A 21,246-nucleotide genomic window follows, 5' to 3' on the forward strand; every position below is an offset into this window, starting at 1 on the left:
GTTCAGATCAGTGCAGCGATGGCTTGGTGGCGGGCGCCTGCGGCTTTGCCAGTTCCGTGTACAGCAGCAGCGGCGCGACGCGCAGGTATTCCATGACTTCCATGTAGTCGTTTTCGCCGTCCTCGGACTCTTCCAGCGCTTCCTGGACCTGCGAAATGGCCACCAGGTCCTGGAGCACTTCCTTCGCGTCGGTGGACAAGTCCTTGCCACCGGCGTTCAGGCCGAAACCGGTAATGAAGCCCTGGCACCACAGGCCCAGCGCGGTGGCGCGGTCGGCCAGCGCGGCATCGTCGGACGGCAGCAGCAGGACGATGGCGACATCCTCGCCGGTCAGTTCGGCCTTGACCATCTCTTGCAGGCCGACCAGGGCGTTGCGAACGGTGTCGCCGGGCTCGGTCTCGAGCAGCTGGGCCGCGTCGGCCAGCCAAGCGTCGGCATCGAAGCCGGCGCCGGCGCAGCTGCGGCCGATCAGCAGGCCATGCAGCTCGGCGGGAGTGACAGGGTGGCCATTGCTCGAAAGCAACATGGCGAAGGCGACGTAGGGCGATTGGGTATTGGGCATGGGCAGCTAGGCGCCAGACGGCGCAATGACTAGAATGGAGACCTTGTATCCTAGCACCGGCAGGCGCGCCAAGACCATCGGCACTGGCCGTCTCGCCCCTGGGGCAGGCATGATCGCCAGGTGAGTCAAGGAATCGAGTGCAACCCATGCAAGAGAACGACCTGCAAGCGCTGATGAGCCGGTTCGAGCTGCTGATCGAGCGTGTCGAGCAACTAAAACGGCAAAATGCACTCCTACTAGCTCAGGAACGATCCTGGCGCGAGGAGCGCGCCCACCTCATCGAAAAGAACGAGATCGCCAAACGCAAGATCGAGTCGATGATCTTGCGCCTCAAGGCCCTGGAGCAAGACTCATGAGTTCAAGCAATAGCGTCACCGTGCAGATCCTCGACAAGGAATACTCGATCATCTGCCCGCCCGAGGAGCGCAACAACCTGGTCGGTGCCGCGCGTTATCTGGATGGCAAGATGCGCGAGATCCGCAGCAGCGGCAAGGTGATCGGCGCCGACCGCATTGCCGTGATGGCCGCGCTGAACATTACCCACGAGCTGCTGCACCGCCAGGAACGCCCTGAAGCCGCCAGCGGCGGCACCACCCGCGAGCAGGTGCGCGACCTGCTGGAACGGGTCGACCAGGCACTGGCCGACGATCCGGTTAGCAAAAACGATTGAGATTGGTATACTGGCGCCACTCCCTGGGGGATGCGCCAGTCGGTTATGTCCCTGAGCCGATACGCACAACCACGGGGGTTGCACGCTGGGGCCGGTGTGCATGTCCGCCCGACGGAAAGCCTTAACGCCCCCTGCAATCTCCACCTTGAACTTTCGGGTTCAAGGGCTACACCGATAGCGGTCTTGTCGGGGAGCCTGAATTCTCATTGCCCGCCTTCCTGGCGGGCATTTCGTTTTGGCCGCCAGCCTCATCGGGGACCGCCCGTGCCATGACCGACATCGCGCCCCTCACCCGCCCACAACTGCGCCGTCTGCTGCGCAACGCCCGCCGTGCACTGACAACATCCCAGCAACGCCAGGCCGCACTCGGCCTGTACCGCCAGTTGGCGCAGGACCCGCTGTTCCGACGCGCCCGGCATATCGCCCTGTACCTGCCCAACGACGGCGAAATCGACCCGCGCCTGCTGCTGCGCGAAGCCCATAAGCGCGGCAAACAGGTGTACCTGCCCGTGCTGCACGCCTGGCCTCGCACACGCATGGTGTTCCAGCGCTTCGAGCCGGGCGAGAAACTGCGCCCCAACCGCTTCCGCATCGCGGAGCCGGTGATCGAGCGCAAGCGTCAACGACCGGTCTGGGCGCTGGATCTTGTCCTGCTGCCGCTGGTCGGGTTCGATGAAGTGGGCGGTCGCCTGGGCATGGGGGGCGGGTTCTACGACCGCAGCCTGGCCTATCAGGCGCGCCGCAAGGCCTGGAAGAAGCCCGTGCTACTGGGGCTGGCGCACGAATGCCAGAAGGTGGAGCGGCTGGCCCAGGCAAGCTGGGATGTACCATTGCGCGGGACGGTCTCGGACCGGGGCAGGTACCTGGCGCCGAAATGAACAGGCGCGAAAAAGGGGATCAGCGGTGCTGCTGTTGCGCGGGGTCGACCGGGGCCTGTTGATAGGCGGCGTCCAGCTTGCGCTCCCACAACCCCTGGGCGTAACCGGTGGTGACCACACCCAGACCGAAGATGAAGGCCAGGATCCAGAGCAGGTCCGGTTTACGTTGTTTCATCGATTGCCCCCCTAGGCAATAGTCCATGCTCGGCGGCTTTCTTGATGGCTGCCGGAGCGTCTAGCTTTAAAATCGGCGCATTTTCCGACAACGTGAGTCGACACGCAAACGTTGACGCCAACCGACTGTCGGTTTCATGCAACGAGTTATTTCAAACCCTTTCAGGAGCAGCACCCATGGCCTACTGGCTGATGAAATCCGAACCCGACGAGCTGTCGATCGAAGCCTTGGCGCGCCTGGGCGACGCTCGCTGGGACGGTGTGCGCAATTACCAGGCGCGCAATTTTCTGCGGGCCATGAGCGTAGGCGACGAGTTCCTGTTCTACCACTCCAGCTGCCCACAACCGGGGGTCGCCGGCATCGCCCGGATCACCGCCGCCGCCTATCCCGACCCGACCGCGCTGGACCCTGAAAGCCACTACTTCGACGCCAAGGCCAGCATCGAGAACAACCCGTGGAGCGCGGTGGACGTGGCCCATGTGAAGACGTTCCGCCAGGTGCTCGGCCTGGGCCTGCTCAAGCAGCAGGCCGCATTGGAGGCATTGCCCCTGGTGCAGAAAGGTACCCGCCTGTCGGTCATGCCCGTGACACCCGAACAGTGGGCGGCAATCCTCGCGCTGAACTGAATAGCCGTCTATCGTCAGGGGTTTGACCAATATCAACGCGCCAGGAAGTGCGCCGCGCCAGGATTGAGGCGTGCAAGCCGCAGGATGCAGACCGATGAACCGAATTGCCCCCAGAATCTTCGCTGGCGCCCTGATCGCCCTGCTGCTGGCGGCGGGTGGGCTGGGTTACTGGAAATCCCTCCACGACCGCCTGCCCGAGGGCCTGAGCATGGGCAACGGCCGCCTTGAGTCTACCGAAGTGCAGATCGCCAGCAAGGTTCCCGGCCGCTTGGCCGAGGTGCTGGTCGACGAGGGCGACAAAGTGACCCGTGGCCAACTGCTGGCGCGCATCGACACCCGCACGATGGAAGCCCAGCGCGCCCAGGCCGAGGCTGAAGTGTTGCGCGCCAACGAGAACTACGCCGCCGCCCAGGCCAGTGTGCAACTGCGCCAGAGCGAACTGCTACTGGCCAGCCAGGAGCTCAAGCGGGTGCGCGAAATCTACCAGCGCAAGTTCGCCAGCCAGCAGTTGCTTGACCAGCAGCAAGCCCGCTATGACACCGCCAACGCCGCCGTGGTCGCCGCCCGGGCGCAACTGGCGGCGATAAAGGCCGCCATCGGCGCCGCCGAGGCCCAGGTGGCGCAGCTCACCAGCGAGATCGACGACAGCAGCCTGCGCGCGCCCATCGACGGCATCATCCAGCTGCGCCTGGCCGAGCCCGGCGAAGTGCTCGGCGCCGGCGGCCGGGTCTTGATGCTGATCGACCCCAGCGACCAGTACATGAACCTCTACCTGCCCGCCGCCACCACCGGGCGGCTGACGGTTGGCGACCAGGCACGGATCGTCCTCGACGCCCTGCCGGAGAAGGCCTTGCCAGCCAAGGTAGCGTTCGTCGCGGCGAAGGCGCAGTTCACCCCGAAACAGGTCGAGACCCGCGACGAGCGGCAGAAGCTGGTGTTCCGGGTGAAGCTTCGCCTGAGTGAACCCAGCGCCGTGCCCCAGGCCAAGCCCGGCATGCCCGGCGCCGGTTACGTGCGCACCGCCGACGTGGGCTGGCCGGCCAACCTGCAATGAACGCCGCCCCAGCGCTGCTGGCCGAGGGCATCAGCCACCGCTACGGCGATCTCCAGGCCCTGCGGGGCGTGGCCTTCAGCCTGCCCGCGGGCACCCGCTGCGGCCTGATCGGCCCGGATGGCGCTGGCAAGTCGACGCTGCTCGGGCTGATTGCCGGGGTCAAGCGCCTGCAACAGGGTGAGCTGCAGGTGCTTGGCGGCTCGATTCGCCAGCGCCGCCACCGTAGCGCGCTGTACCCCAAGGTCGCTTTCATGCCCCAGGGCCTGGGCAACAACCTGTACCCGGAGTTGTCGATCCGCGAGAACATCCAGTTCTTCGCCACCCTGTTCGGCCTGGGCCGAGCCGAATGCCGCCAGCGCATGACCAGCCTGTTGCGCGCCACCGACCTGGAACGCTTTGCCGAGCGCCCGGCAGGCAAGCTGTCCGGTGGCATGAAGCAGAAACTCGGTCTGTGCTGCGCATTGATTCACGAACCGGATTTGCTGATCCTCGACGAGCCGACCACCGGCGTCGACCCACTGTCGCGCCGACGCTTCTGGGAGCTGGTGGAGGAGGTCCGCGCCCAACGTCCACAGCTGACCCTGCTGGTGGCCACCGCCTACATGGAAGAGGCCGAGCAGTTCGAGCACTGCCTGATGCTCGATGGCGGGCGCCTGCTGGCAACCGGCCCCAGCCAGGAGCTGGCCGCCGTCACCACCAGCGGCAAGCTGGACGATGCCTTCACCCACTTTCAAGGCGCCGGCCGCGAGCAGCCCGCCCCCCTGCACATTCCGCCCCGCAAGGCCGACGACGGCCCAGTCGCCATCGAGGCCCACGACCTGACCCTGCGCTTCGGCGACTTCACTGCCGTGAACAAGGTCAGCTTCGCCATCGGGCGTGGCGAAATATTTGGTTTCCTTGGTTCCAACGGTTGCGGCAAGACCACCACCATGAAGGTGCTCACCGGCCTGATGCCAGCCAGTGAAGGCAGCGCCAACCTGCTGGGCCGCCCGGTGGACGCCGGCGACCTGGCCACGCGCAAGCGGGTCGGTTTCATGTCCCAGAGCTTTTCCCTGTATGGCGAGCTGAGCGCCCGGCAGAACCTCGAACTGCATGCGCGCCTGTTCGACCTGGCAAAGGCCGACAGCGCCCCACGCATCACCGAGCTGATCGAACGTTTCGACCTCGGCGCCATGGCCGACCACCCCTCCGGCGCCCTGCCCCTGGGCCTGCGCCAGCGCCTGTCGCTGGCCGTGGCGGTGCTGCACCGCCCGGAAGTGCTGATCCTCGACGAGCCGACCTCCGGCGTCGACCCGGCCGCCCGCGACGGCTTCTGGCGCTTGCTGGTCGAGCTGTCCCGTGAACAAGGCGTGACCATCTTCCTCTCAACCCACTTCATGAACGAAGCCCTGCGCTGCGACCGCATCTCGCTGATGCATGCCGGCCGGGTGCTGGCCTGCGACACCCCGCAGGCGCTGCAACGGCAGTTCGGCGGCGACACCCTGGAGGACGCCTTCGTGCACTGCCTCGAACAAGCTCAGGACACACCAGCCCAGGCCCAGGTTGATACAGCCCTGGAACAGGCCGGCACACCTCCACCGCCACTGCGCCAATCCTTCAGCCTGCGCCGTCTGCTGGCGGTGGCCAGCCGCGAGGGCAAGGAGCTGCTGCGCGACAAGGTGCGTCTGGCCTTTGCCCTGCTCGGGGCGCTGTTCATGATGGTGATCTTCGGCTACGGCATTTCGCTGGACGTGGAAAACCTGGCCTTCGCCGTCTACGACCAAGACCAGAGCCCACAAAGCCGTGCCTACCTCGAAGCCTTCCGCGGCTCTCGCTATTTCGCCGAACAGCAGCCCATACGCGATGCCCGCCAGCTGCACCAGCGCCTGCAACGCTCGGAGATCAAGCTGGCCTTGGAGATCCCGCCAGGCTTCGGTCGCGACCTGCACGCCGGCCGCCAGCCGGTGGTAGCGGCCTGGCTCGACGGCGGCATGCCGTTCCGCGCCGAGACCAGCCGCAACTATGTCGAGGCCGTGCACCAGGCCAACCTCGAACAACTCGCCGCCCTCAGCCCGAACCCGGTGTCGCGCCAGCAACCCGTGCGCCTGGAAACGCGCTTTCGCTACAACCAGGATGTGGTTAGCGTCAATGCCATCGGCCCCGGGGTGATGGCGCTGATCCTGGCGTTCATCCCGGCCATGCTCACCGCGCTGGGGATCGTGCGGGAAAAAGAGCTGGGCTCGATCACCAACTTCTACGCCACCCCGCTCACCCGCCTGGAATTCCTGCTCGGCAAGCAGGCCCCCTACCTGGCGGTGAGCCTGGTCAACCTGGCGCTGCTGGTGGCAATGAACCGCTGGCTGTTCGGCGTGCCGCTCAAGGGCAGCCCGCTGGCCCTGGCCTGCGGTGGCCTGGCCTACCTGTTGGCGACCACCAGCCTGGGTCTGTTGATCTCCGCCTTCACCCGCACGCAGATCGCGGCGATCCTCGGCACCATGATCATCACCAGCCTGCCGACCATCCAGTTCTCCGGGCTGATCGTGCCACGCTCGTCGCTGGACGGTTCGGCGGCGCTCATGGGCCAGCTGTTCCCGGCCGGCTACTTCCTCGACATTGCCGTCGGCACCTTCACCAAGGCCCTGGGCCTGCGCGAGCTGTGGCCGCAGTGCTTGACGCTGCTGGGCTTCTTTGCCGCCTTCACCGGCCTGAGCCTGGCCATGCTGAAAAAGCAGGAGGCCTGAGATGAGCCGGCTCACCCATACCTTGCGCCTGGGCCTGAAGGAACTGACCAGCCTGCGCCACGACAGCGTGCTGCTGCTGTTCCTGCTGTACGCCTTCAGCGTGGCGATCTACATGCCTGCCGCAGGCTCGGTGATCGGCGTGCACAACGCCAGCGTGGCGGTGGTCGACGAAGACCGCAGCGCACTGTCGCGCAAGCTCGCCGAATCGCTGCAACCGCCCGAGTTCCAGCCCGCCGTAGCGCTGCCGGCCGACCGCCTGTACCAGGCCATGGACAGCGGCCAGTACACCTTCGTCATCAACGTGCCGGTGAACTTCCAGAGCGACCTGCTGGCCGGGCGCTCGCCGGAACTGCAGGTCAACGTCGATGCCACGGCCATGAGCCAGGCGTTCATGGGCGCCGGCTACATCGGCCGGATCTTCGAGCGCGAACTGCTCGAATACGCCGACCGCAGCGCCACCAGCCCTGCGCTGATCAACCCCAAGGCACTGTTCAACCCCAACCTGGAAGGCGGCTGGTTCCTGGCGGTGATCCAGATCATCAACAACATCACCATTCTCGCCATCGTGCTCACCGGCACCGCGCTGCTGCGTGAGCGCGAACACGGCACCCTCGATCACTTGCTGGTGCTGCCCCTGACGGCACTGGAGATCATGCTGGCGAAGATCGGCAGCAACGCCCTGGTGGTGGTGCTGTGCACCTGGATTTCGCTGGAGGTGGTGGTCAAGGGCGCACTGGGCGTGCCGCTGGCGGGCTCGCTGGGGCTGTTCCTGGGGGTGACCGCGCTGTACCTGTTCGCCAGCACGGCGCTAGGGATCTTCCTCGCCACCTTGGCGCGCTCGACGCCGCAGTTCGGCCTGCTGGCAATCCCGGTGATCATCCCGATGCTGCTGCTCTCGGGGGGCAGCACGCCGCTGGACAGCATGCCGCAGTGGCTGCAGTGGGTCATGCAGGGCTCGCCCTCGACCCACTTCGTCAGCCTGGGTGCGGCAATCCTGTTCCGCGACGCCGGGCTGAACGTGGTGTGGCCAGACATGCTGGCCCTGACCATGATCGGCCTGGTGTTCTTCAGCGTGGCCTTGCTGCGCTTTCGCCGCAGCCTCGCCGCCTGATCACTGCACGATCAGGTTGTTGAACAGCAGGTCCTCGACGATCGGCTTGCCCTCTTCGGACTCCATCACCTGCTGCACCTGCTTCAGGGCTTCCTGGCGCAGTTTTTCCTTGGCTTCGACATTGCTCATGTTGTCCACGCCCTGCTGGGTGAACAGCGCCACCAGCTGGTTGCGAATCAACGGCTCGTGGTGCTTGACCGCGGCGGCGGCGGTATCGCCGGTGACGCGCAGGGCCACATCGGCCTTGTATACCCGCAGCTTCGGGCCACCATCGAGCGCGTAGTTGCCGACGAAGGGCGGGCTCAGGGTGATGTAGGATACTTTCGGCTCCCCTTCCTTGGCTTCCTCGGCCATTGCCGCCGCTGGCAGCATCAGGGCCAGCACCATCAAGATCCACGCTTTCACGAATTCGCTCCTCAATACAGTTGGCGCCAGCTTACCCAGCGCGCCAGCCAAACCCAAGCCCGGGCTTATGCCGGCTCATCAGGGCGGGCCATGCTCGTTGACCGCAGTCACGGCCCTCCTACACTTATCGGCCACCACACGCAAAGGAATAGCCCTGATGAAAGCCTTGTTGTGCAAAGCCTTGGGCCCGGCGCGGGACCTGGTCCTGGAAGAGGTCGCCAGCCCTACGCCGAAGAAGAACGAGATTCTCCTCGACGTGCATGCCGCCGGGGTCAACTTCCCCGACACCCTGATCATCGAGGGCAAGTACCAGTTCCAGCCGCCCCTGCCGTTCTCACCCGGTGGCGAGGCGGCTGGCGTGGTGGCGGCGGTCGGCGAGAAAGCCGGTGCGTTCAAGGTGGGCGACCGGGTCATGGCGCTGACCGGCTGGGGCGCTTTCGCCGAGCAGGTGGCGGTGCCGCACTACAACGTACTGCCGATCCCGGCCGGCATGGACTTCACCACTGCTGCTGCCTTCGGCATGACCTACGGCACGTCGATGCATGCGTTGACCCAGCGCGGCCAGCTCAAGGCCGGCGAGACCTTGCTGGTGCTCGGCGCCTCGGGCGGCGTGGGGCTGGCGGCGGTGGAAATCGGCAAGGCCCTCGGCGCGCGGGTGATCGCTGCGGCCAGCAGCGCCGAGAAACTCGCGGTGGCCAAGGCCGCAGGGGCCGATGAACTGATCAACTACAGCCAGGTCAGCCTGAAGGATGAGATCAAGCGCCTGACGGGTGGCCAGGGCGTGGATGTGGTCTACGACCCGGTCGGTGGCGAGCTTTTCGACCAAGCCGTGCGCGGGTTGGCGTGGAACGGGCGGTTGCTGGTGGTGGGCTTTGCCAGCGGTACGATCCCGCAGTTGCCAGTAAACCTGGCGCTGCTCAAGGGTGCGGCGGTAATCGGGGTGTTCTGGGGGGCGTTCGCCCAGCGTCAGCCGGAGGACAATGCGAGAAACTTCCACCAGCTGTTTGCCTGGCACGCCGAGGGCAAGTTGAAGCCATTGGTGTCGCAGACCTTTCCGTTGGCCGAAGGGGGCGCGGCGATCGAGCGGCTCGCGCAACGTCAGGCGCTGGGCAAGCTGGTGGTGGTGGCCAGGTAGATCTGTTCGTCGGCAAGCCGGCTCCTGCAGCAGGTCGTGCTTGCCGGCAAACCGCTCAGAGCTCACGCAGGTTGTGGCAGCGCCTGAACCGCGCTTCCAGGTTGCGGTCCGGCATCTGGTGGCTGCGCAGGGCGTTGAGGGTCTGCTCCACGTAATCCCGCGTCGTGCCGTAGCGGCCCTTGGCGCTGGCCAGGATCTGGCTCAGCAAGGTGTCTGGCAGATTTCCGGCATAGCAGGGCAAATGCCGCTCCAGCACAAAACCCAGCGCCTGCACCTTGCTGCCATCGCTCAGGCGGCAGCTGAGCCAGTGCGGCCGGTACGCCGGATAGGGCATCTCGCGTTGCCACAGGGCCATCAGCGAGTCCTCTAGGTTGCTATCGTCCAGCCGGTAGGCGAAACCGCTGCAGGAGCCCCCCCGATCCAGGCCGAACACCAGCCCAGGGCATTCAGGGGTGCCACGATGCTCGTGAGACCAGAGATAGAGCCCACGATGATAACCATGCACCCGTGCCCGCTGGCGCTCCACCGAATGACATTCAGGGCGCCAGATCAATGAGCCATAGGCGAACAGCCATACCGGGCCGCCCATGTGCTGTGACAGGGTCACATTCATCGAGTGCTGTAATTGCTCGCGGGTCAACTGTTGCCCGAAGTCGAGCGAGGGAGGGTATGCGACCTGCCAGGATAAACTTTCAAGTGCCGACATAAACTGCCGCCATAATTCCTGTGAACTGCCAGAGTGCCGATTTTACTGTGATACTTACAGTGCCTGTACGGACGTATTCGCGGCAAACCCGCGCCTACAGAGGCCTGCGCAACTCCTGTAGGAGCGGCTTCAGCCGCGAAGGCCCTGCGCCTAACGTAAGACAGAAGGCAGGTTCGGCTCAAGCCCGAACTCAAAGTTTCATTCAGTCGCCCGCCGAACGGAAACTAATGTTTCGAGTATAGCGATAGTTATTAACCGTATCGGCAATAATGCTCGCCATATAATCAAACGAAAAAAGTTGGTTATCAAAAACGGCACACCCTTGCAGTGTGCCGTTTCTCGGTCAACCACGCGGTGCGTAGGCGAACACGTCGGCACGCATGCGGTGAGCATCCATACCGGCCTCGACCAACGCGTCGAGGGTGGCATAGACCATGTTCGGCGAACCGCTGGCGTAGACATGGACCTGGTTCAGGTCGTCGATGTCCTCGCACACAGCCTCGTGCAGCAGGCCACAGCGCCCTTCCCACCCGCACAGGTCGCTGACGACCTTGTGCAGGAACAGATTGGGCAGGCGCTGCCACTCGTCCCAGTGCTCGATCTCGTAGAAATCCTCGGGTCGGCGCACGCCCCAGTACAGGTGCACCGGGTGCTTGAAGCCATTGGCACGGCAATGCTCGACCAGGCTGTGCATCTGGCCCATGCCGGTGCCCGCGGCAATCAGCACCAACGGGCCATCCGGCAGCTCGGCCAGGTGGGCGTCACCGAACGGCAGTTCGATACGCGCGATGCCATTGCGCTGCAATTGCGCGATCAGTTGCACGGCGCTGCTCTCGCGCGCCAGCACATGCAGCTCCAGGTCACGGCCACCGTGAGGTGCCGAGGCCAGGGAGAACGCGGCCTTGTCAGCGCCCTCGCGCTCGATCATCAGGTACTGCCCGGCGTGATAGCGCGGTGGCTTGCCGGCCGGGGCACGCAGGCGCACACGCCAGACGTCGCCACCCACCTCGACGCACTCGCTCACGGTGCAGGCCAGTTTGCGCACCGGTAGCTCGCCCAGGGCCAGCACACCATCCCAGAGCACCACGCAATCCTCCAGAGGCTCGGCAATGCAGGTGAACAGCTCGCCGTGATCACGGACCACGCCGTCCTGGCGCACGCGCCCTTCCACCAGCAACGCGGCACAGACATGGCAGTTGCCATTACGGCAACTGCTCGGGCAGTCGTAACCCAGCCGCCGCGCCGCGTCCAGAATCCTTTCCCCGGGTTCTACCGCCAGTACCGCCCCGGAAGGCTGCAAGGTCACCTGCATCAATCTATTCCCAACTGGTCCCACAGCTCATCGATACGGCGGGTGACGGCCTCGTCCTTGACGATGACCCGGCCCCATTCGCGTGTAGTTTCGCCCGGCCACTTGTGCGTGGCGTCCAGGCCCATCTTGGACCCCAGCCCCGACACCGGCGACGCGAAGTCGAGGTAGTCGATGGGGGTGTTGTCGATCATCACCGTATCACGCTTGGGGTCCATGCGCGTGGTGATGGCCCAGATCACATCGTTCCAGTCGCGGGCATTGATATCGTCGTCGGTGACGATAACGAACTTGGTGTACATGAACTGTCTCAGGAACGACCACACACCCAGCATCACGCGCTTGGCGTGGCCTGGGTACTGCTTCTTCATGGTCACCACCGCCATGCGGTACGAGCACCCCTCCGGGGGCAGGTAGAAGTCGACGATCTCGGGGAACTGTTTTTGCAGGATAGGCACGAACACTTCGTTCAGCGCCACACCGAGGATCGCCGGCTCATCTGGCGGACGGCCGGTGTAGGTGCTGTGGTAGATCGGTTTCTGCCGGTGGGTGATGCGCTCGACAGCGAACACCGGGAAGCTGTCCACCTCGTTGTAATAGCCCGTGTGGTCGCCGTACGGGCCTTCCGGGGCCATTTCGCCCGGGTGAATCACGCCTTCGAGGATGATCTCGGCGGTGGCCGGCACCTGCAGGTCATTGCCACGGCATTTGACCAGCTCGGTACGGTTGCCACGCAAGAGGCCGGCGAAGGCGTATTCGGAAAGGGTGTCCGGTACCGGAGTGACCGCGCCCAGGATGGTCGCAGGGTCCGCGCCCAGCGCCACGGCCACCGGGAAAGGCTGGCCGGGGTGCTTCTGGCACCATTCGCGGTAGTCCAGGGCGCCACCGCGGTGGCTCAGCCAGCGCATGATGACCTTGTTGCGGCCGATTACCTGCTGGCGGTAAATGCCCAGGTTCTGGCGGTCCTTGTTCGGGCCGCGGGTAACGGTCAGGCCCCAGGTGATCAGCGGTGCCACGTCGCCCGGCCAGCAATGCTGGATCGGTAGTTGCGACAGGTCGACATCGTCACCCTCGATCACGATTTCCTGGCACACCGCGTCCTTGACCACTTTCGGCGCCATCGACACGACTTTCTTGAAGATGGGCAGCTTCGACCAGGCGTCCTTCAGGCCTTTCGGCGGCTCGGGCTCCTTGAGGAACGCCAGCAGCTTGCCGATTTCACGCAGCTCCTCGGTCGATTCAGCGCCCATGCCCATGGCCACGCGCTCGGGGGTGCCGAACAGGTTGCCCAGCACCGGGATGTCGAAGCCGGTGGGCTTTTCGAACAGCAATGCCGGGCCCTTGGCGCGCAGGGTGCGGTCGCAGACTTCGGTCATTTCCAGGATGGGGGAGATGGGAACCTGGATGCGCTTGAGTTCACCGCGCTGTTCCAGGCCACGGATGAAGTCGCGCAAATCGCGATACTGCATGCATGAGCCTCGTGTTGGCCGTATCGGTCGGGGTGCAGAGTGTAGCGCCGATAGGGCCGCAATAGCCAAAGTACAGATAGCAAAAAGCCGGGTTTCCCCGGCTTTTAGCGTGGTACGACGATCTTACTTGCGCTTCATCGACAGGAAGAACTCGTCGTTGGTCTTGGTCTGCTTGAGCTTGTCGACCAGGAACTCGATGGCGGCGATCTCGTCCATCGGGTGCAGCAGCTTGCGCAGGATCCACATGCGCTGCAGTTCGTCGTCGGCGGTCAGCAGCTCTTCGCGGCGGGTACCGGACTTGTTGATGTTGATGGCCGGGAACACGCGCTTCTCAGCAATGCGACGGTCCAGGGGCAGCTCCATGTTGCCGGTACCCTTGAACTCTTCGTAGATGACTTCGTCCATCTTCGAACCGGTCTCGACCAGCGCGGTGGCGATGATGGTCAGCGAACCGCCTTCCTCGATGTTACGCGCGGCACCGAAGAAGCGCTTTGGCTTCTCCAGGGCGTGGGCGTCGACACCACCGGTCAGCACCTTGCCGGAGCTCGGGATCACGGTGTTGTAGGCACGGGCCAGACGGGTGATCGAGTCGAGCAGGATGACCACGTCTTTCTTGTGCTCGACCAGGCGCTTGGCCTTCTCGATGACCATTTCGGCGACCTGCACGTGGCGGGTCGGCGGCTCGTCGAAGGTGGAGGCGACCACTTCGCCGCGCACGGTGCGCTGCATCTCGGTCACTTCTTCCGGGCGCTCGTCGATCAGCAGGACGATCAGGTGGCACTCGGGGTTGTTGCGGGTAATGTTCGCCGCGATGTTCTGCAGCATGATCGTCTTGCCCGCTTTGGGTGGGGCGACGATCAGGCCACGCTGACCTTTGCCGATCGGGGCGCACAGGTCGATAACGCGACCGGTGAGGTCTTCGGTGGAACCATTGCCGGCTTCCATCTTCAGGCGCTTGTTGGGGAACAGCGGCGTCAGGTTTTCGAACAGGATCTTGTTCTTCGCGTTTTCCGGACGGTCGAAGTTGATGGTGTCGACTTTGAGCAGGGCGAAGTAACGCTCACCTTCCTTCGGTGGACGGATCTTGCCGACGATGGTGTCGCCGGTGCGCAGGTTGAAGCGGCGGATCTGGCTGGGCGACACGTAGATGTCGTCAGGGCCGGCCAGGTAGGAGGCATCCGCCGAACGCAGGAAACCGAAACCATCCTGGAGAATCTCCAGCACGCCGTCACCCGAGATCTCTTCGCCGCTTTTCGCATGCTTTTTCAGCAGGGCGAAAATCACGTCCTGTTTGCGCGAACGGGCCATGTTTTCGATGCCCATCTGTTCGGCCATTTCCAAAAGATCGGTAATCGGCTTTTGCTTGAGTTCTGTCAGGTTCATAAGGGGAGTGACGTAATCATGTAAGAAGGGAGAGAGTAAGCATTTGGCTTAATGAGGCCGCGCCGCTAGATGGCGACAAGATCGCGTACTGATTCGAATTAGGGATGCTTCGGCGACGGCGTGCAGAGGGCACTGAAAGGGTCAGTGCGAGGCCGAATGTAACACTTGATTTTTTCGACGTCTAGTGGTTTTAGCCACACATATCGACAGGTTTTTACCGGGAGGGGCGATATCGTGGGGCGAGCCTGCTTACGCCGACATTTCCCACAGCAGACAAAGAAAAGCCCCGCAATTGCGGGGCCTTTTCACATCACAGGTTGGCGTCGATGAACGCCTGCAGCTGCGATTTGGACAGGGCGCCGACCTTGGTGGCCTCGACGTTGCCGTTCTTGAACAGCATCAGGGTCGGGATGCCGCGCACGCCGTGCTTGGCCGGGGTTTCCTGGTTTTCGTCGATGTTCAGCTTGGCGACCACCAGCTTGCCTGCGTACTCTTCGGCGACGGCGTCCAGTACCGGAGCGATCATCTTGCATGGGCCGCACCATTCAGCCCAGTAGTCGACCAGCACCGCGCCTTCGGCCTTGAGTACGTCGGCTTCGAAGCTGGCGTCGGTGACGTGTTTGATTTTGTCGCTCATGGAAATCTCCAAGGTCGTAAGCAATAAAAAACGTTGCCCATCATAGCGGCACCCTGGCGCGACAGGAAGCCACGGACGATTGAGTGTAACTATAGTTGTGCAAGACCCCACGAATCGAAACGGTCATGTCGCTGCCATAACATTGCCATGACCTTGCCATGCATCAAGCCTTGCAGCACCGCGCGTTGGCGGATGGCCACGATCGTGGCACGATTGCCGGGTTAACGACCGAGAACCTCCAGACCATGCCGCAAACCACCGCGAAGAACCTGTCTTTGATCGCCGCCATCGACCTGGGCTCCAACAGCTTCCATATGGTCGTGGCCAAGGCCCATCACACGGAAATCCGCATTCTAGAGAGGCTCGGAGAAAAGGTTCAGCTCGCCGCCGGTATCGACGAGGAGCGCAAGCTCAGCGAGGAAGCCATGCAGCGGGGCCTGGAATGCCTCAAGCGCTTCGCCCAGCTGATCAACGGCATGCCCGCAGGCTCGGTGCGCATCGTCGGCACCAACGCCCTGCGCGAAGCGCGCAACCGCAACGAATTCATTCAACGCGCCGAAGCCATCCTCGGCCACCCGGTCGAGGTCATCTCCGGCCGCGAAGAGGCGCGCCTGATCTACCTCGGCGTCTCCCACACGCTGGCCGACAATCCGGGCAAGCGCCTGGTCGCCGACATCGGTGGCGGCAGCACCGAGTTCATCATCGGCCAGCGCTTCGAGCCGCTGCTGCGCGAAAGCCTGCAGATGGGCTGCGTGAGCTTCACCCAGCGCTACTTCCGCGATGGCAAGGTCACCCCCGCACGCTACGCCCAGGCCTACACCGCCGCGCGCCTGGAGCTGATGAGCATCGAGAACGCCCTGCACCGCCTGACCTGGGACGAAGCGATCGGCTCCTCGGGCACCATTCGCGCCATTGGCGCGGCGATCAAGGCCGGCGGCCTGGGCAATGGCGAGGTCAACGCCGAGGGCCTGGCCTGGGTCAAGCGCAAACTGTTCAAGCTGGGCGAGACCGACAAGATCGACTTCGACGGCGTCAAGCCGGATCGCCGGGCGATCTTCCCGGCCGGCCTGGCGATCCTGGAAGCAATCTTCGATGCCCTGGAGTTGGCGCGCATGGACCATTGCGACGGCGCCCTGCGCGAAGGCGTGCTGTTCGACCTGCTGGGCCGCCATCACCACGAAGACGTGCGCGAACGCACCCTGAACTCGTTGATGGAGCGTTACCACGTCGACCAGGGCCAGGCCGCACGCGTGGAGCGCAAGGCGCTGCATGCCTTCGACCAAGTGGCCAAGGCGTGGGACCTGGAGGATGGAAACTGGCGCGATCTGCTGGGCTGGGCGGCGAAAATCCACGAAATCGGGCTGGATATCGCTCACTACCACTACCACAAGCACGGCGCCTACCTGATTGAGCACTCCGACCTGTCCGGCTTCTCCCGCGAGGACCAGCAGATGATGGCCCTGCTGGTGCGCGGCCACCGCCGCAACATCCCCAAGGACAAGTTCGCCGAGCTGGGTGACGAAGGCATCAAGCTGCTGCGCCTGTGCGTGCTGCTGCGCTTCGCCATCCTGTTCCACCATATCCGTGGCACTCAGCAGATGCCCAAGGTGGAGCTGCAGGCCGGCGAAAATAGCCTGGATGTGGTGTTCCCGGCGGGTTGGCTGGAGCAGAACCAGCTGACCCAGGCCGACTTCGCCAACGAGGCGGAATGGCTGGCGCGAGTCAATTTCGTGCTTAGCGTCAGGTAACGTGCGCCGGTGTTCGCCGGCAAAGCCGGCTCCTACAGGGACCACGATCGTCTGTAGGAGCGGCTTTAGCCGCGAATCAGACAACGCGGTGCCTGGCACCGGCTGCGCCGGTGATCGCGGCTGAAGCCGCTTCTACAGGCACCGGGCATGGGCACTAGCGAACGTTGAGCACCGGGTTGCTCAGGCGCTCCAGCAAGGTTGCCTGGGCACTGCGCGGGTTCTGGTTGCCGGTCGGCGTGCTGCGCACGTAGCGCCCGTCCGGCTGCAGGGTCCAGGCCTGGGTGTTGTCGGTGAGGTAACCCTCCAGCTCCTTCTTGACCCGCAGCAGCAGCTTCTTGCCCTCCACCGGGAAGCAAGTCTCGACGCGCTTGTCGAGGTTGCGCTCCATCCAGTCGGCACTGGACAGGTAGATCTGCTCCTCGCCACCGTTGAGGAAGTAGAACACCCGGGTGTGCTCGAGGAAGCGGCCGATGATCGAGCGCACATGAATATTGTGCGAAACCCCGGCAATGCCTGGGCGCAGGCAGCACATGCCACGCACCACCAGATCAATGCGCACGCCCGACTGGCTGGCCTTGTACAGCGCCTTGATGATCTTGGCGTCGGTCAGCGAGTTGAACTTGGCGATGATGTGCGCCGGTTTGCCGTCCAGGGCGAACTGGGTCTCCCGGGCGATCATGTCGAGCATGCCCTTCTTCAGGGTGAAGGGGGCGTGCAGCAGCTTCTTCATGCGCAGGGTCTTACCCATGCCGATCAACTGGCTGAACAGCCGGCCGACGTCCTCGGTAAGGGAGTCGTCGGAGGTCAGCAGGCTGTAGTCGGTGTACAGGCGGGCGTTACCGGCGTGATAGTTGCCGGTACCCAGGTGCGCATATCGCACGATCTCGCCCTGCTCGCGGCGCAGGATCAGCATCATCTTGGCGTGGGTCTTGAAGCCCACCACGCCGTAGATCACCACTGCGCCGGCAGCCTGCAGGCGGCTGGCCATCTGCAGGTTGGACTCTTCGTCGAAGCGCGCGCGCAGCTCGATCACCGCAGTGACCTCCTTGCCGTTACGCGCCGCGTCCACCAGGGCGTCGACGATCTCCGAGTTGGCGCCCGAGCGGTAGAGCGTCTGGCGCACCGCAAGCACATGCGGGTCCTTGGCGGCCTGACGCAGCAGGTCGATCACCGGGGTGAACGACTCGAACGGGTGCATCAGCAGCACGTCCTGCTTGCCGATCACGCTGAAGATGTTGTCGGCGTTCTGCAACAGCTTGGGGATCGCTGGGGTGAACGGCGTGTACTGCAGCTCCGGGTGGCTGTCCAGCCCGGTGATACTGAACAGGCGGGTCAGGTTGACCGGGCCGTTGACCTGGTACAGCTCGCTTTCGCTCAGGCTGAACTGCTTGAGCAGGTAGTCGGAAAGGTGTTTCGGGCAAGTGTCGGCCACCTCGAGGCGCACGGCATCACCGTAGCGGCGCGAGAACAGCTCGCCGCGCAGCGCGCGGGCCAGGTCGTCGACTTCTTCCGAGTCCAGCGCCAGGTCGGCGTTACGGGTCAGGCGGAACTGGTAGCAGCCCTTGACCTTCATGCCCTGGAACAGGTCGTCGGCATGAGCGTGGATCATCGACGACAGGAACACGTAGTTGTCGCCTGGGCCACCGACCTCTTCCGGCACACGGATCACCCGTGGCAGCAGGCGCGGCGCCGGGATGATCGCCAGGCCCGAGTCACGACCGAAGGCATCGACCCCCTCGAGCTCGACGATGAAGTTGAGGCTCTTGTTCACCAGCAACGGGAACGGGTGGGTCGGGTCAAGGCCGATCGGGGTGATGATCGGCGCGATCTCGTCGCGGAAGTAGCGGCGCACCCAGGTCTTGAGCTTGGGCGTCCAGTAGCGGCGGCGGATGAAGCGGATCTGGTGCTTCTCCAGCTCCGGCAGCAACACATCGTTGAGGATCGCGTACTGCCGGTCCACCTCGATGTGCACCAGCTCGCTGATGCGCGCCAGCGCCTGGTGCGGCTGCAGGCCGTCGGCGCCGGCCTGTTCGCGGGCGAAGTTGATCTGTTTCTTCAGGCCCGCCACGCGGATCTCGAAGAACTCGTCCAGGTTGCTGGAGAAGATCAGCAGGAACTTCAGGCGCTCGAGCAGCGGATACGACTCGTCCAGCGCCTGTTCCAGCACGCGGATGTTGAACTGCAGCTGCGAGAGCTCGCGATGAATGTACAGGCTGCTGTCGTCCAGGCTCGGCACGGTGATCGCCGGCGTTGGCGCCGGGGCGGGTGCGACGGCCTCCACCACCGGTTCCGGGGCTACGGGCAGGTCGGGCGGGGTCTGTACCAGCTCTTCGGGCACGGCCTGGGCATCCTTGATCTCGACAGGGGTTAGCACTTCGTTATTCATCTGACGTTCCTGGAGGGCGTTACTGCCCTCTCATCAATTGAGCGGCACGCACGGCGAAATAGGTCAGGATGCCATCAGCGCCTGCCCGTTTGAAAGCAGTGAGGGATTCGAGGATAACGGCCTCGCTCAGCCAGCCGTTCTGGATCGCCGCCATGTGCATGGCGTACTCGCCGCTGACCTGGTAGACGAAGGTCGGCACCTTGAACTCGGTCTTCACCCGGTGAACGATGTCCAGGTAGGGCATGCCCGGCTTGACCATGACCATGTCGGCGCCCTCGGCGAGGTCCAGGGCCACTTCGTGCAGGGCCTCGTCGCTGTTGGCCGGGTCCATCTGGTAGGAGGCCTTGTTGGCCTTGCCCAGGTTCAGCGCCGAGCCGACCGCGTCGCGGAACGGACCGTAGTAGGCGCTGGCGTACTTGGCCGAGTAGGCCATGATGCGCACGTTGACGTGCCCGGCCACTTCCAGCGCTTCGCGGATCGCACCAAGGCGGCCGTCCATCATGTCCGAGGGGGCGACGACCTGAGCGCCGGCTTCGGCGTGGGACAAGGCCTGACGCACCAGGGCGTCGACAGTGATGTCGTTCTGGACGTAGCCCTCTTCATCGAGGATGCCGTCCTGGCCGTGGGTGGTGAACGGGTCCAGGGCCACGTCGGTGATCACCCCCAGCTCCGGGAAGCGGGCACGCAGGGCGCGGGTGGCGCGCTGGGCAATGCCGTCCGGGTTCCAGGCTTCGGCGCCGTCGAGGGATTTTTTTTCGGTGGGCGTCACCGGGAACAATGCCAGCGCTGGAATGCCCAGCTCCACCCAACCCTGTGCGGCTTCCAGCAGCAGGTCGATCGACAGGCGCTCGACGCCCGGCATGGACGGGACTTCCTCGCGGCGGTTCTCGCCGTCCAGCACGAATACTGGAAGAATCAGGTCATCGACAGTCAGGGTGTTTTCGCGAACCAGGCGACGGGAGAATTCGTCCCGGCGGTTGCGACGCAGGCGGGTGGCAGGAAACAGACGGTTGGCGGGGGTAAAGCTCACGGCAGACTCCTGAGCCCGCGCAGGCGGGCGAGCGCGACAGTTATAAGCGGCCATTATGACGCCTGTGTTACACCCAAGGGCAACCCTGCGACTCGTGGCCGCAGTCATTGTCCTTGTAGGAAATGTTCACGTCGAGACACATTTGGACACTTTCCCGAACGCCCACGAAGGGGTAGGCTGCGCGTTCATTTCGCCAGCACGCCAGAAAATGCTTCAACAATTCCTGAACGATTTCGGCTACTTTGCCCTTTTTCTCGGCACGTTCTTCGAGGGCGAGACCATCCTGGTGCTCGCAGGCTTTCTTGCGTTCCGCGAATACATGGATATCAAGCTGGTGGTCGCAGTGGCCTTCTGCGGCAGCTATGCCGGTGACCAACTGTGGTACTTCATGGGCCGCCGCCACGGGCGCAAGATCCTCGCCCGCAAGCCACGCTGGCAGGCAATGGGCGACCGGGCGCTGGAGCATATCCGCCGCCACCCCGACATCTGGGTGCTGAGCTTTCGCTTCGTCTATGGCCTGCGCACGGTGATGCCGGTGGCCATCGGCCTGTCCGGCTACCCGCCGCGCCGCTACCTGCTGCTCAACGGCATCGGCGCCGCGGTCTGGGCCCTGGCCCTGGGCCTGGCGGCCTACCACTTCGGCGCCATCCTCGAAGGCATGCTGGGCAGTATCAAGAAATACGAGCTATGGGTGCTCGGCGGCCTGCTGGTGCTGGGCCTGCTGCTGTGGCTGCGCCGGCGTTTTCGCAACATCCGCGCCGAGCGCCGCGCGGCGGCAGCAGGCGAGGCCGGCGAGGCTGAGCAGGCTGTAGCCCAGGAGCAGCCACCACGCCAGGGGCGTGACCACCAGTAACCCGAGCACGCCGGCCAGGTACAGGGCCGGCGCATTCGACAACAGGCGCGCCAGCTCCAGGCGCCCTGCCCAGGGCCGGTCCTCCAGGGCCGCGCCCAGCACGAACAGCCCGAACGCCATCAACGTCCAGCCCAGCACCAGGGCCGAGGCCGACATGCGCCCGGCGTTATCCATCAGGTAACTGCCCAACGCCACGTAGACCGCGAACTGCAGCGTGACATACAGCTGCTGTGTGCCGCTCAGCGGGATGGCGAACTTGCGAAAGCGCGCCAGGTCCTGCTTGGGTTGCGGATGGGCCGCCGCCACGTCGGCCGGGCGCCAGCCGGTGGGCATGAACCAGATACGCAGCCGGTCCCACCAGTTGGATGCGAGCCGGGCGTCGCTCCACA

The 21,246-nt window shown here is 64.4% G+C and carries 20 protein-coding genes and 1 other RNA gene; 11 read left to right on the plus strand and 10 right to left on the minus strand.

The window, feature by feature from the left end:
* Positions 1 to 7: 7 nt before the first annotated feature.
* The gene (locus IM733_RS18415) at positions 8 to 562 is read right to left on the minus strand and encodes a YecA family protein (protein WP_248917934.1); all 555 of its coding nucleotides are present in this window, start codon (positions 560 to 562) and stop codon (positions 8 to 10) included.
* 146 nt (positions 563 to 708) lie between these two features.
* Here IM733_RS18415 and IM733_RS18420 point away from each other — a divergent pair, with 146 nt between their 5' ends.
* The 4 genes from IM733_RS18420 (at position 709) to IM733_RS18435 (ending at position 2,110) form a co-directional block, all read left to right on the plus strand.
* Positions 709 to 918 carry a TIGR02449 family protein gene (locus IM733_RS18420; RefSeq protein WP_011536295.1) on the plus strand — a complete coding sequence of 70 codons (210 nt, stop codon included), beginning with the start codon at positions 709 to 711 and terminating at the stop codon, positions 916 to 918.
* A complete protein-coding gene (locus IM733_RS18425) occupies positions 915 to 1,232 on the plus strand; it encodes a cell division protein ZapA (protein WP_248917935.1) in 318 nt (105 codons plus the stop codon). Before IM733_RS18420 ends, IM733_RS18425 begins: the two co-directional genes overlap by 4 nt.
* Before the next feature lie 17 nt (positions 1,233 to 1,249).
* Positions 1,250 to 1,429, plus strand: a non-coding RNA gene (gene ssrS / locus IM733_RS18430) — 6S RNA.
* Between the two features lie 72 nt (positions 1,430 to 1,501).
* The gene (locus tag IM733_RS18435) at positions 1,502 to 2,110 is read left to right on the plus strand and encodes a 5-formyltetrahydrofolate cyclo-ligase (RefSeq protein WP_248917936.1); all 609 of its coding nucleotides are present in this window, start codon (positions 1,502 to 1,504) and stop codon (positions 2,108 to 2,110) included.
* Between the two features lie 19 nt (positions 2,111 to 2,129).
* On the opposite strand, the gene IM733_RS18440 is transcribed toward IM733_RS18435, so the two are convergent.
* Complete coding sequence (locus IM733_RS18440) at positions 2,130 to 2,285, minus strand: hypothetical protein (protein WP_011536298.1); 156 nt, start codon at positions 2,283 to 2,285, stop codon at positions 2,130 to 2,132.
* A 176-nt stretch (positions 2,286 to 2,461) separates the two neighbouring features.
* On the opposite strand from IM733_RS18440, the gene IM733_RS18445 reads away from it, so the two are divergent.
* The 4 genes from IM733_RS18445 to IM733_RS18460 all read left to right on the plus strand — a co-directional run bounded on the left by IM733_RS18445 (position 2,462) and on the right by IM733_RS18460 (position 7,796).
* The gene (locus tag IM733_RS18445) at positions 2,462 to 2,911 is read left to right on the plus strand and encodes an EVE domain-containing protein (protein ID WP_248917937.1); all 450 of its coding nucleotides are present in this window, start codon (positions 2,462 to 2,464) and stop codon (positions 2,909 to 2,911) included.
* Positions 2,912 to 3,005: 94 nt separating this feature from the next.
* Complete coding sequence (locus tag IM733_RS18450) at positions 3,006 to 3,965, plus strand: HlyD family secretion protein (protein ID WP_248917938.1); 960 nt, start codon at positions 3,006 to 3,008, stop codon at positions 3,963 to 3,965.
* On the plus strand, positions 3,962 to 6,685 hold the full coding sequence (gene rbbA / locus IM733_RS18455; protein ID WP_248917939.1) for a ribosome-associated ATPase/putative transporter RbbA: 2,724 nt from the start codon (positions 3,962 to 3,964) through the stop codon (positions 6,683 to 6,685). The genes IM733_RS18450 and rbbA overlap by 4 nt, the downstream gene beginning before the upstream one ends.
* Before the next feature lies 1 nt (position 6,686).
* Entirely contained in the window at positions 6,687 to 7,796 is a 1,110-nt protein-coding gene (locus tag IM733_RS18460) for an ABC transporter permease (RefSeq protein WP_248917940.1), read from the plus strand.
* Here the strand turns inward: IM733_RS18460 and IM733_RS18465 are convergent, their stop codons facing one another.
* A complete protein-coding gene (locus IM733_RS18465; RefSeq protein WP_213658824.1) occupies positions 7,797 to 8,201 on the minus strand; it encodes a flagellar basal body-associated protein FliL in 405 nt (134 codons plus the stop codon).
* Between the two features lie 157 nt (positions 8,202 to 8,358).
* On the opposite strand from IM733_RS18465, the gene IM733_RS18470 reads away from it, so the two are divergent.
* Positions 8,359 to 9,336, plus strand: coding sequence for an NADPH:quinone oxidoreductase family protein (locus IM733_RS18470; RefSeq protein WP_248917941.1), 978 nt, complete (start codon positions 8,359 to 8,361; stop codon positions 9,334 to 9,336).
* 55 nt (positions 9,337 to 9,391) lie between these two features.
* Here IM733_RS18470 and IM733_RS18475 read toward each other — a convergent pair whose 3' ends face one another.
* From IM733_RS18475 to trxA, 5 genes are all read right to left on the minus strand, one after another.
* Positions 9,392 to 10,042: a gamma-glutamylcyclotransferase gene (locus IM733_RS18475; RefSeq protein WP_248917942.1), complete on the minus strand. Its 651-nt coding sequence runs from the start codon at positions 10,040 to 10,042 to the stop codon at positions 9,392 to 9,394.
* 343 nt (positions 10,043 to 10,385) lie between these two features.
* Positions 10,386 to 11,354: a CDP-6-deoxy-delta-3,4-glucoseen reductase gene (locus IM733_RS18480; RefSeq protein ID WP_248917943.1), complete on the minus strand. Its 969-nt coding sequence runs from the start codon at positions 11,352 to 11,354 to the stop codon at positions 10,386 to 10,388.
* Positions 11,354 to 12,820, minus strand: coding sequence for a 4-hydroxy-3-polyprenylbenzoate decarboxylase (gene ubiD, locus IM733_RS18485; RefSeq protein ID WP_248917944.1), 1,467 nt, complete (start codon positions 12,818 to 12,820; stop codon positions 11,354 to 11,356). Before ubiD ends, IM733_RS18480 begins: the two co-directional genes overlap by 1 nt.
* A 123-nt stretch (positions 12,821 to 12,943) precedes the next feature.
* A complete protein-coding gene (gene rho / locus IM733_RS18490; RefSeq protein ID WP_011536308.1) occupies positions 12,944 to 14,203 on the minus strand; it encodes a transcription termination factor Rho in 1,260 nt (419 codons plus the stop codon).
* Between the two features lie 310 nt (positions 14,204 to 14,513).
* Complete coding sequence (trxA, locus tag IM733_RS18495) at positions 14,514 to 14,840, minus strand: thioredoxin TrxA (protein ID WP_248917945.1); 327 nt, start codon at positions 14,838 to 14,840, stop codon at positions 14,514 to 14,516.
* Positions 14,841 to 15,085: 245 nt separating this feature from the next.
* Here trxA and ppx point away from each other — a divergent pair, with 245 nt between their 5' ends.
* Entirely contained in the window at positions 15,086 to 16,588 is a 1,503-nt protein-coding gene (gene ppx / locus IM733_RS18500) for an exopolyphosphatase (RefSeq protein ID WP_248921197.1), read from the plus strand.
* Between the two features lie 154 nt (positions 16,589 to 16,742).
* On the opposite strand, the gene ppk1 is transcribed toward ppx, so the two are convergent.
* Entirely contained in the window at positions 16,743 to 18,974 is a 2,232-nt protein-coding gene (gene ppk1 / locus IM733_RS18505) for a polyphosphate kinase 1 (protein WP_248917946.1), read from the minus strand.
* Positions 18,975 to 18,993: 19 nt separating this feature from the next.
* Positions 18,994 to 20,004: a porphobilinogen synthase gene (gene hemB, locus IM733_RS18510; RefSeq protein ID WP_011536312.1), complete on the minus strand. Its 1,011-nt coding sequence runs from the start codon at positions 20,002 to 20,004 to the stop codon at positions 18,994 to 18,996.
* Between the two features lie 208 nt (positions 20,005 to 20,212).
* Here hemB and IM733_RS18515 point away from each other — a divergent pair, with 208 nt between their 5' ends.
* Positions 20,213 to 20,857, plus strand: a complete 645-nt coding sequence (locus tag IM733_RS18515) for a DedA family protein (protein WP_248917947.1) — start codon at positions 20,213 to 20,215, stop codon at positions 20,855 to 20,857.
* Positions 20,858 to 21,246 lie beyond the last annotated feature (389 nt).

This window comes from Pseudomonas entomophila (assembly GCF_023277925.1).
GTDB lineage: Bacteria > Pseudomonadota > Gammaproteobacteria > Pseudomonadales > Pseudomonadaceae > Aquipseudomonas > Aquipseudomonas entomophila_D.

Coding starts and splice junctions, on each gene's coding strand:
- rho (WP_011536308.1), bottom strand. CDS start 14,203: ATGAACCTGACAGAACTCAAGCAAAAGCCGATTACCGATCTTTTGGAA.
- IM733_RS18440 (WP_011536298.1), bottom strand. CDS start 2,285: ATGAAACAACGTAAACCGGACCTGCTCTGGATCCTGGCCTTCATCTTC.
- rbbA (WP_248917939.1), top strand. CDS start 3,962: ATGAACGCCGCCCCAGCGCTGCTGGCCGAGGGCATCAGCCACCGCTAC.
- IM733_RS18470 (WP_248917941.1), top strand. CDS start 8,359: ATGAAAGCCTTGTTGTGCAAAGCCTTGGGCCCGGCGCGGGACCTGGTC.
- IM733_RS18420 (WP_011536295.1), top strand. CDS start 709: ATGCAAGAGAACGACCTGCAAGCGCTGATGAGCCGGTTCGAGCTGCTG.
- IM733_RS18435 (WP_248917936.1), top strand. CDS start 1,502: ATGACCGACATCGCGCCCCTCACCCGCCCACAACTGCGCCGTCTGCTG.
- IM733_RS18415 (WP_248917934.1), bottom strand. CDS start 562: ATGCCCAATACCCAATCGCCCTACGTCGCCTTCGCCATGTTGCTTTCG.
- ppk1 (WP_248917946.1), bottom strand. CDS start 18,974: ATGAATAACGAAGTGCTAACCCCTGTCGAGATCAAGGATGCCCAGGCC.
- IM733_RS18445 (WP_248917937.1), top strand. CDS start 2,462: ATGGCCTACTGGCTGATGAAATCCGAACCCGACGAGCTGTCGATCGAA.
- IM733_RS18450 (WP_248917938.1), top strand. CDS start 3,006: ATGAACCGAATTGCCCCCAGAATCTTCGCTGGCGCCCTGATCGCCCTG.
- IM733_RS18515 (WP_248917947.1), top strand. CDS start 20,213: ATGCTTCAACAATTCCTGAACGATTTCGGCTACTTTGCCCTTTTTCTC.
- trxA (WP_248917945.1), bottom strand. CDS start 14,840: ATGAGCGACAAAATCAAACACGTCACCGACGCCAGCTTCGAAGCCGAC.
- IM733_RS18480 (WP_248917943.1), bottom strand. CDS start 11,354: ATGCAGGTGACCTTGCAGCCTTCCGGGGCGGTACTGGCGGTAGAACCC.
- IM733_RS18425 (WP_248917935.1), top strand. CDS start 915: ATGAGTTCAAGCAATAGCGTCACCGTGCAGATCCTCGACAAGGAATAC.
- IM733_RS18460 (WP_248917940.1), top strand. CDS start 6,687: ATGAGCCGGCTCACCCATACCTTGCGCCTGGGCCTGAAGGAACTGACC.
- ppx (WP_248921197.1), top strand. CDS start 15,086: ATGCCGCAAACCACCGCGAAGAACCTGTCTTTGATCGCCGCCATCGAC.
- ubiD (WP_248917944.1), bottom strand. CDS start 12,820: ATGCAGTATCGCGATTTGCGCGACTTCATCCGTGGCCTGGAACAGCGC.
- IM733_RS18475 (WP_248917942.1), bottom strand. CDS start 10,042: ATGTCGGCACTTGAAAGTTTATCCTGGCAGGTCGCATACCCTCCCTCG.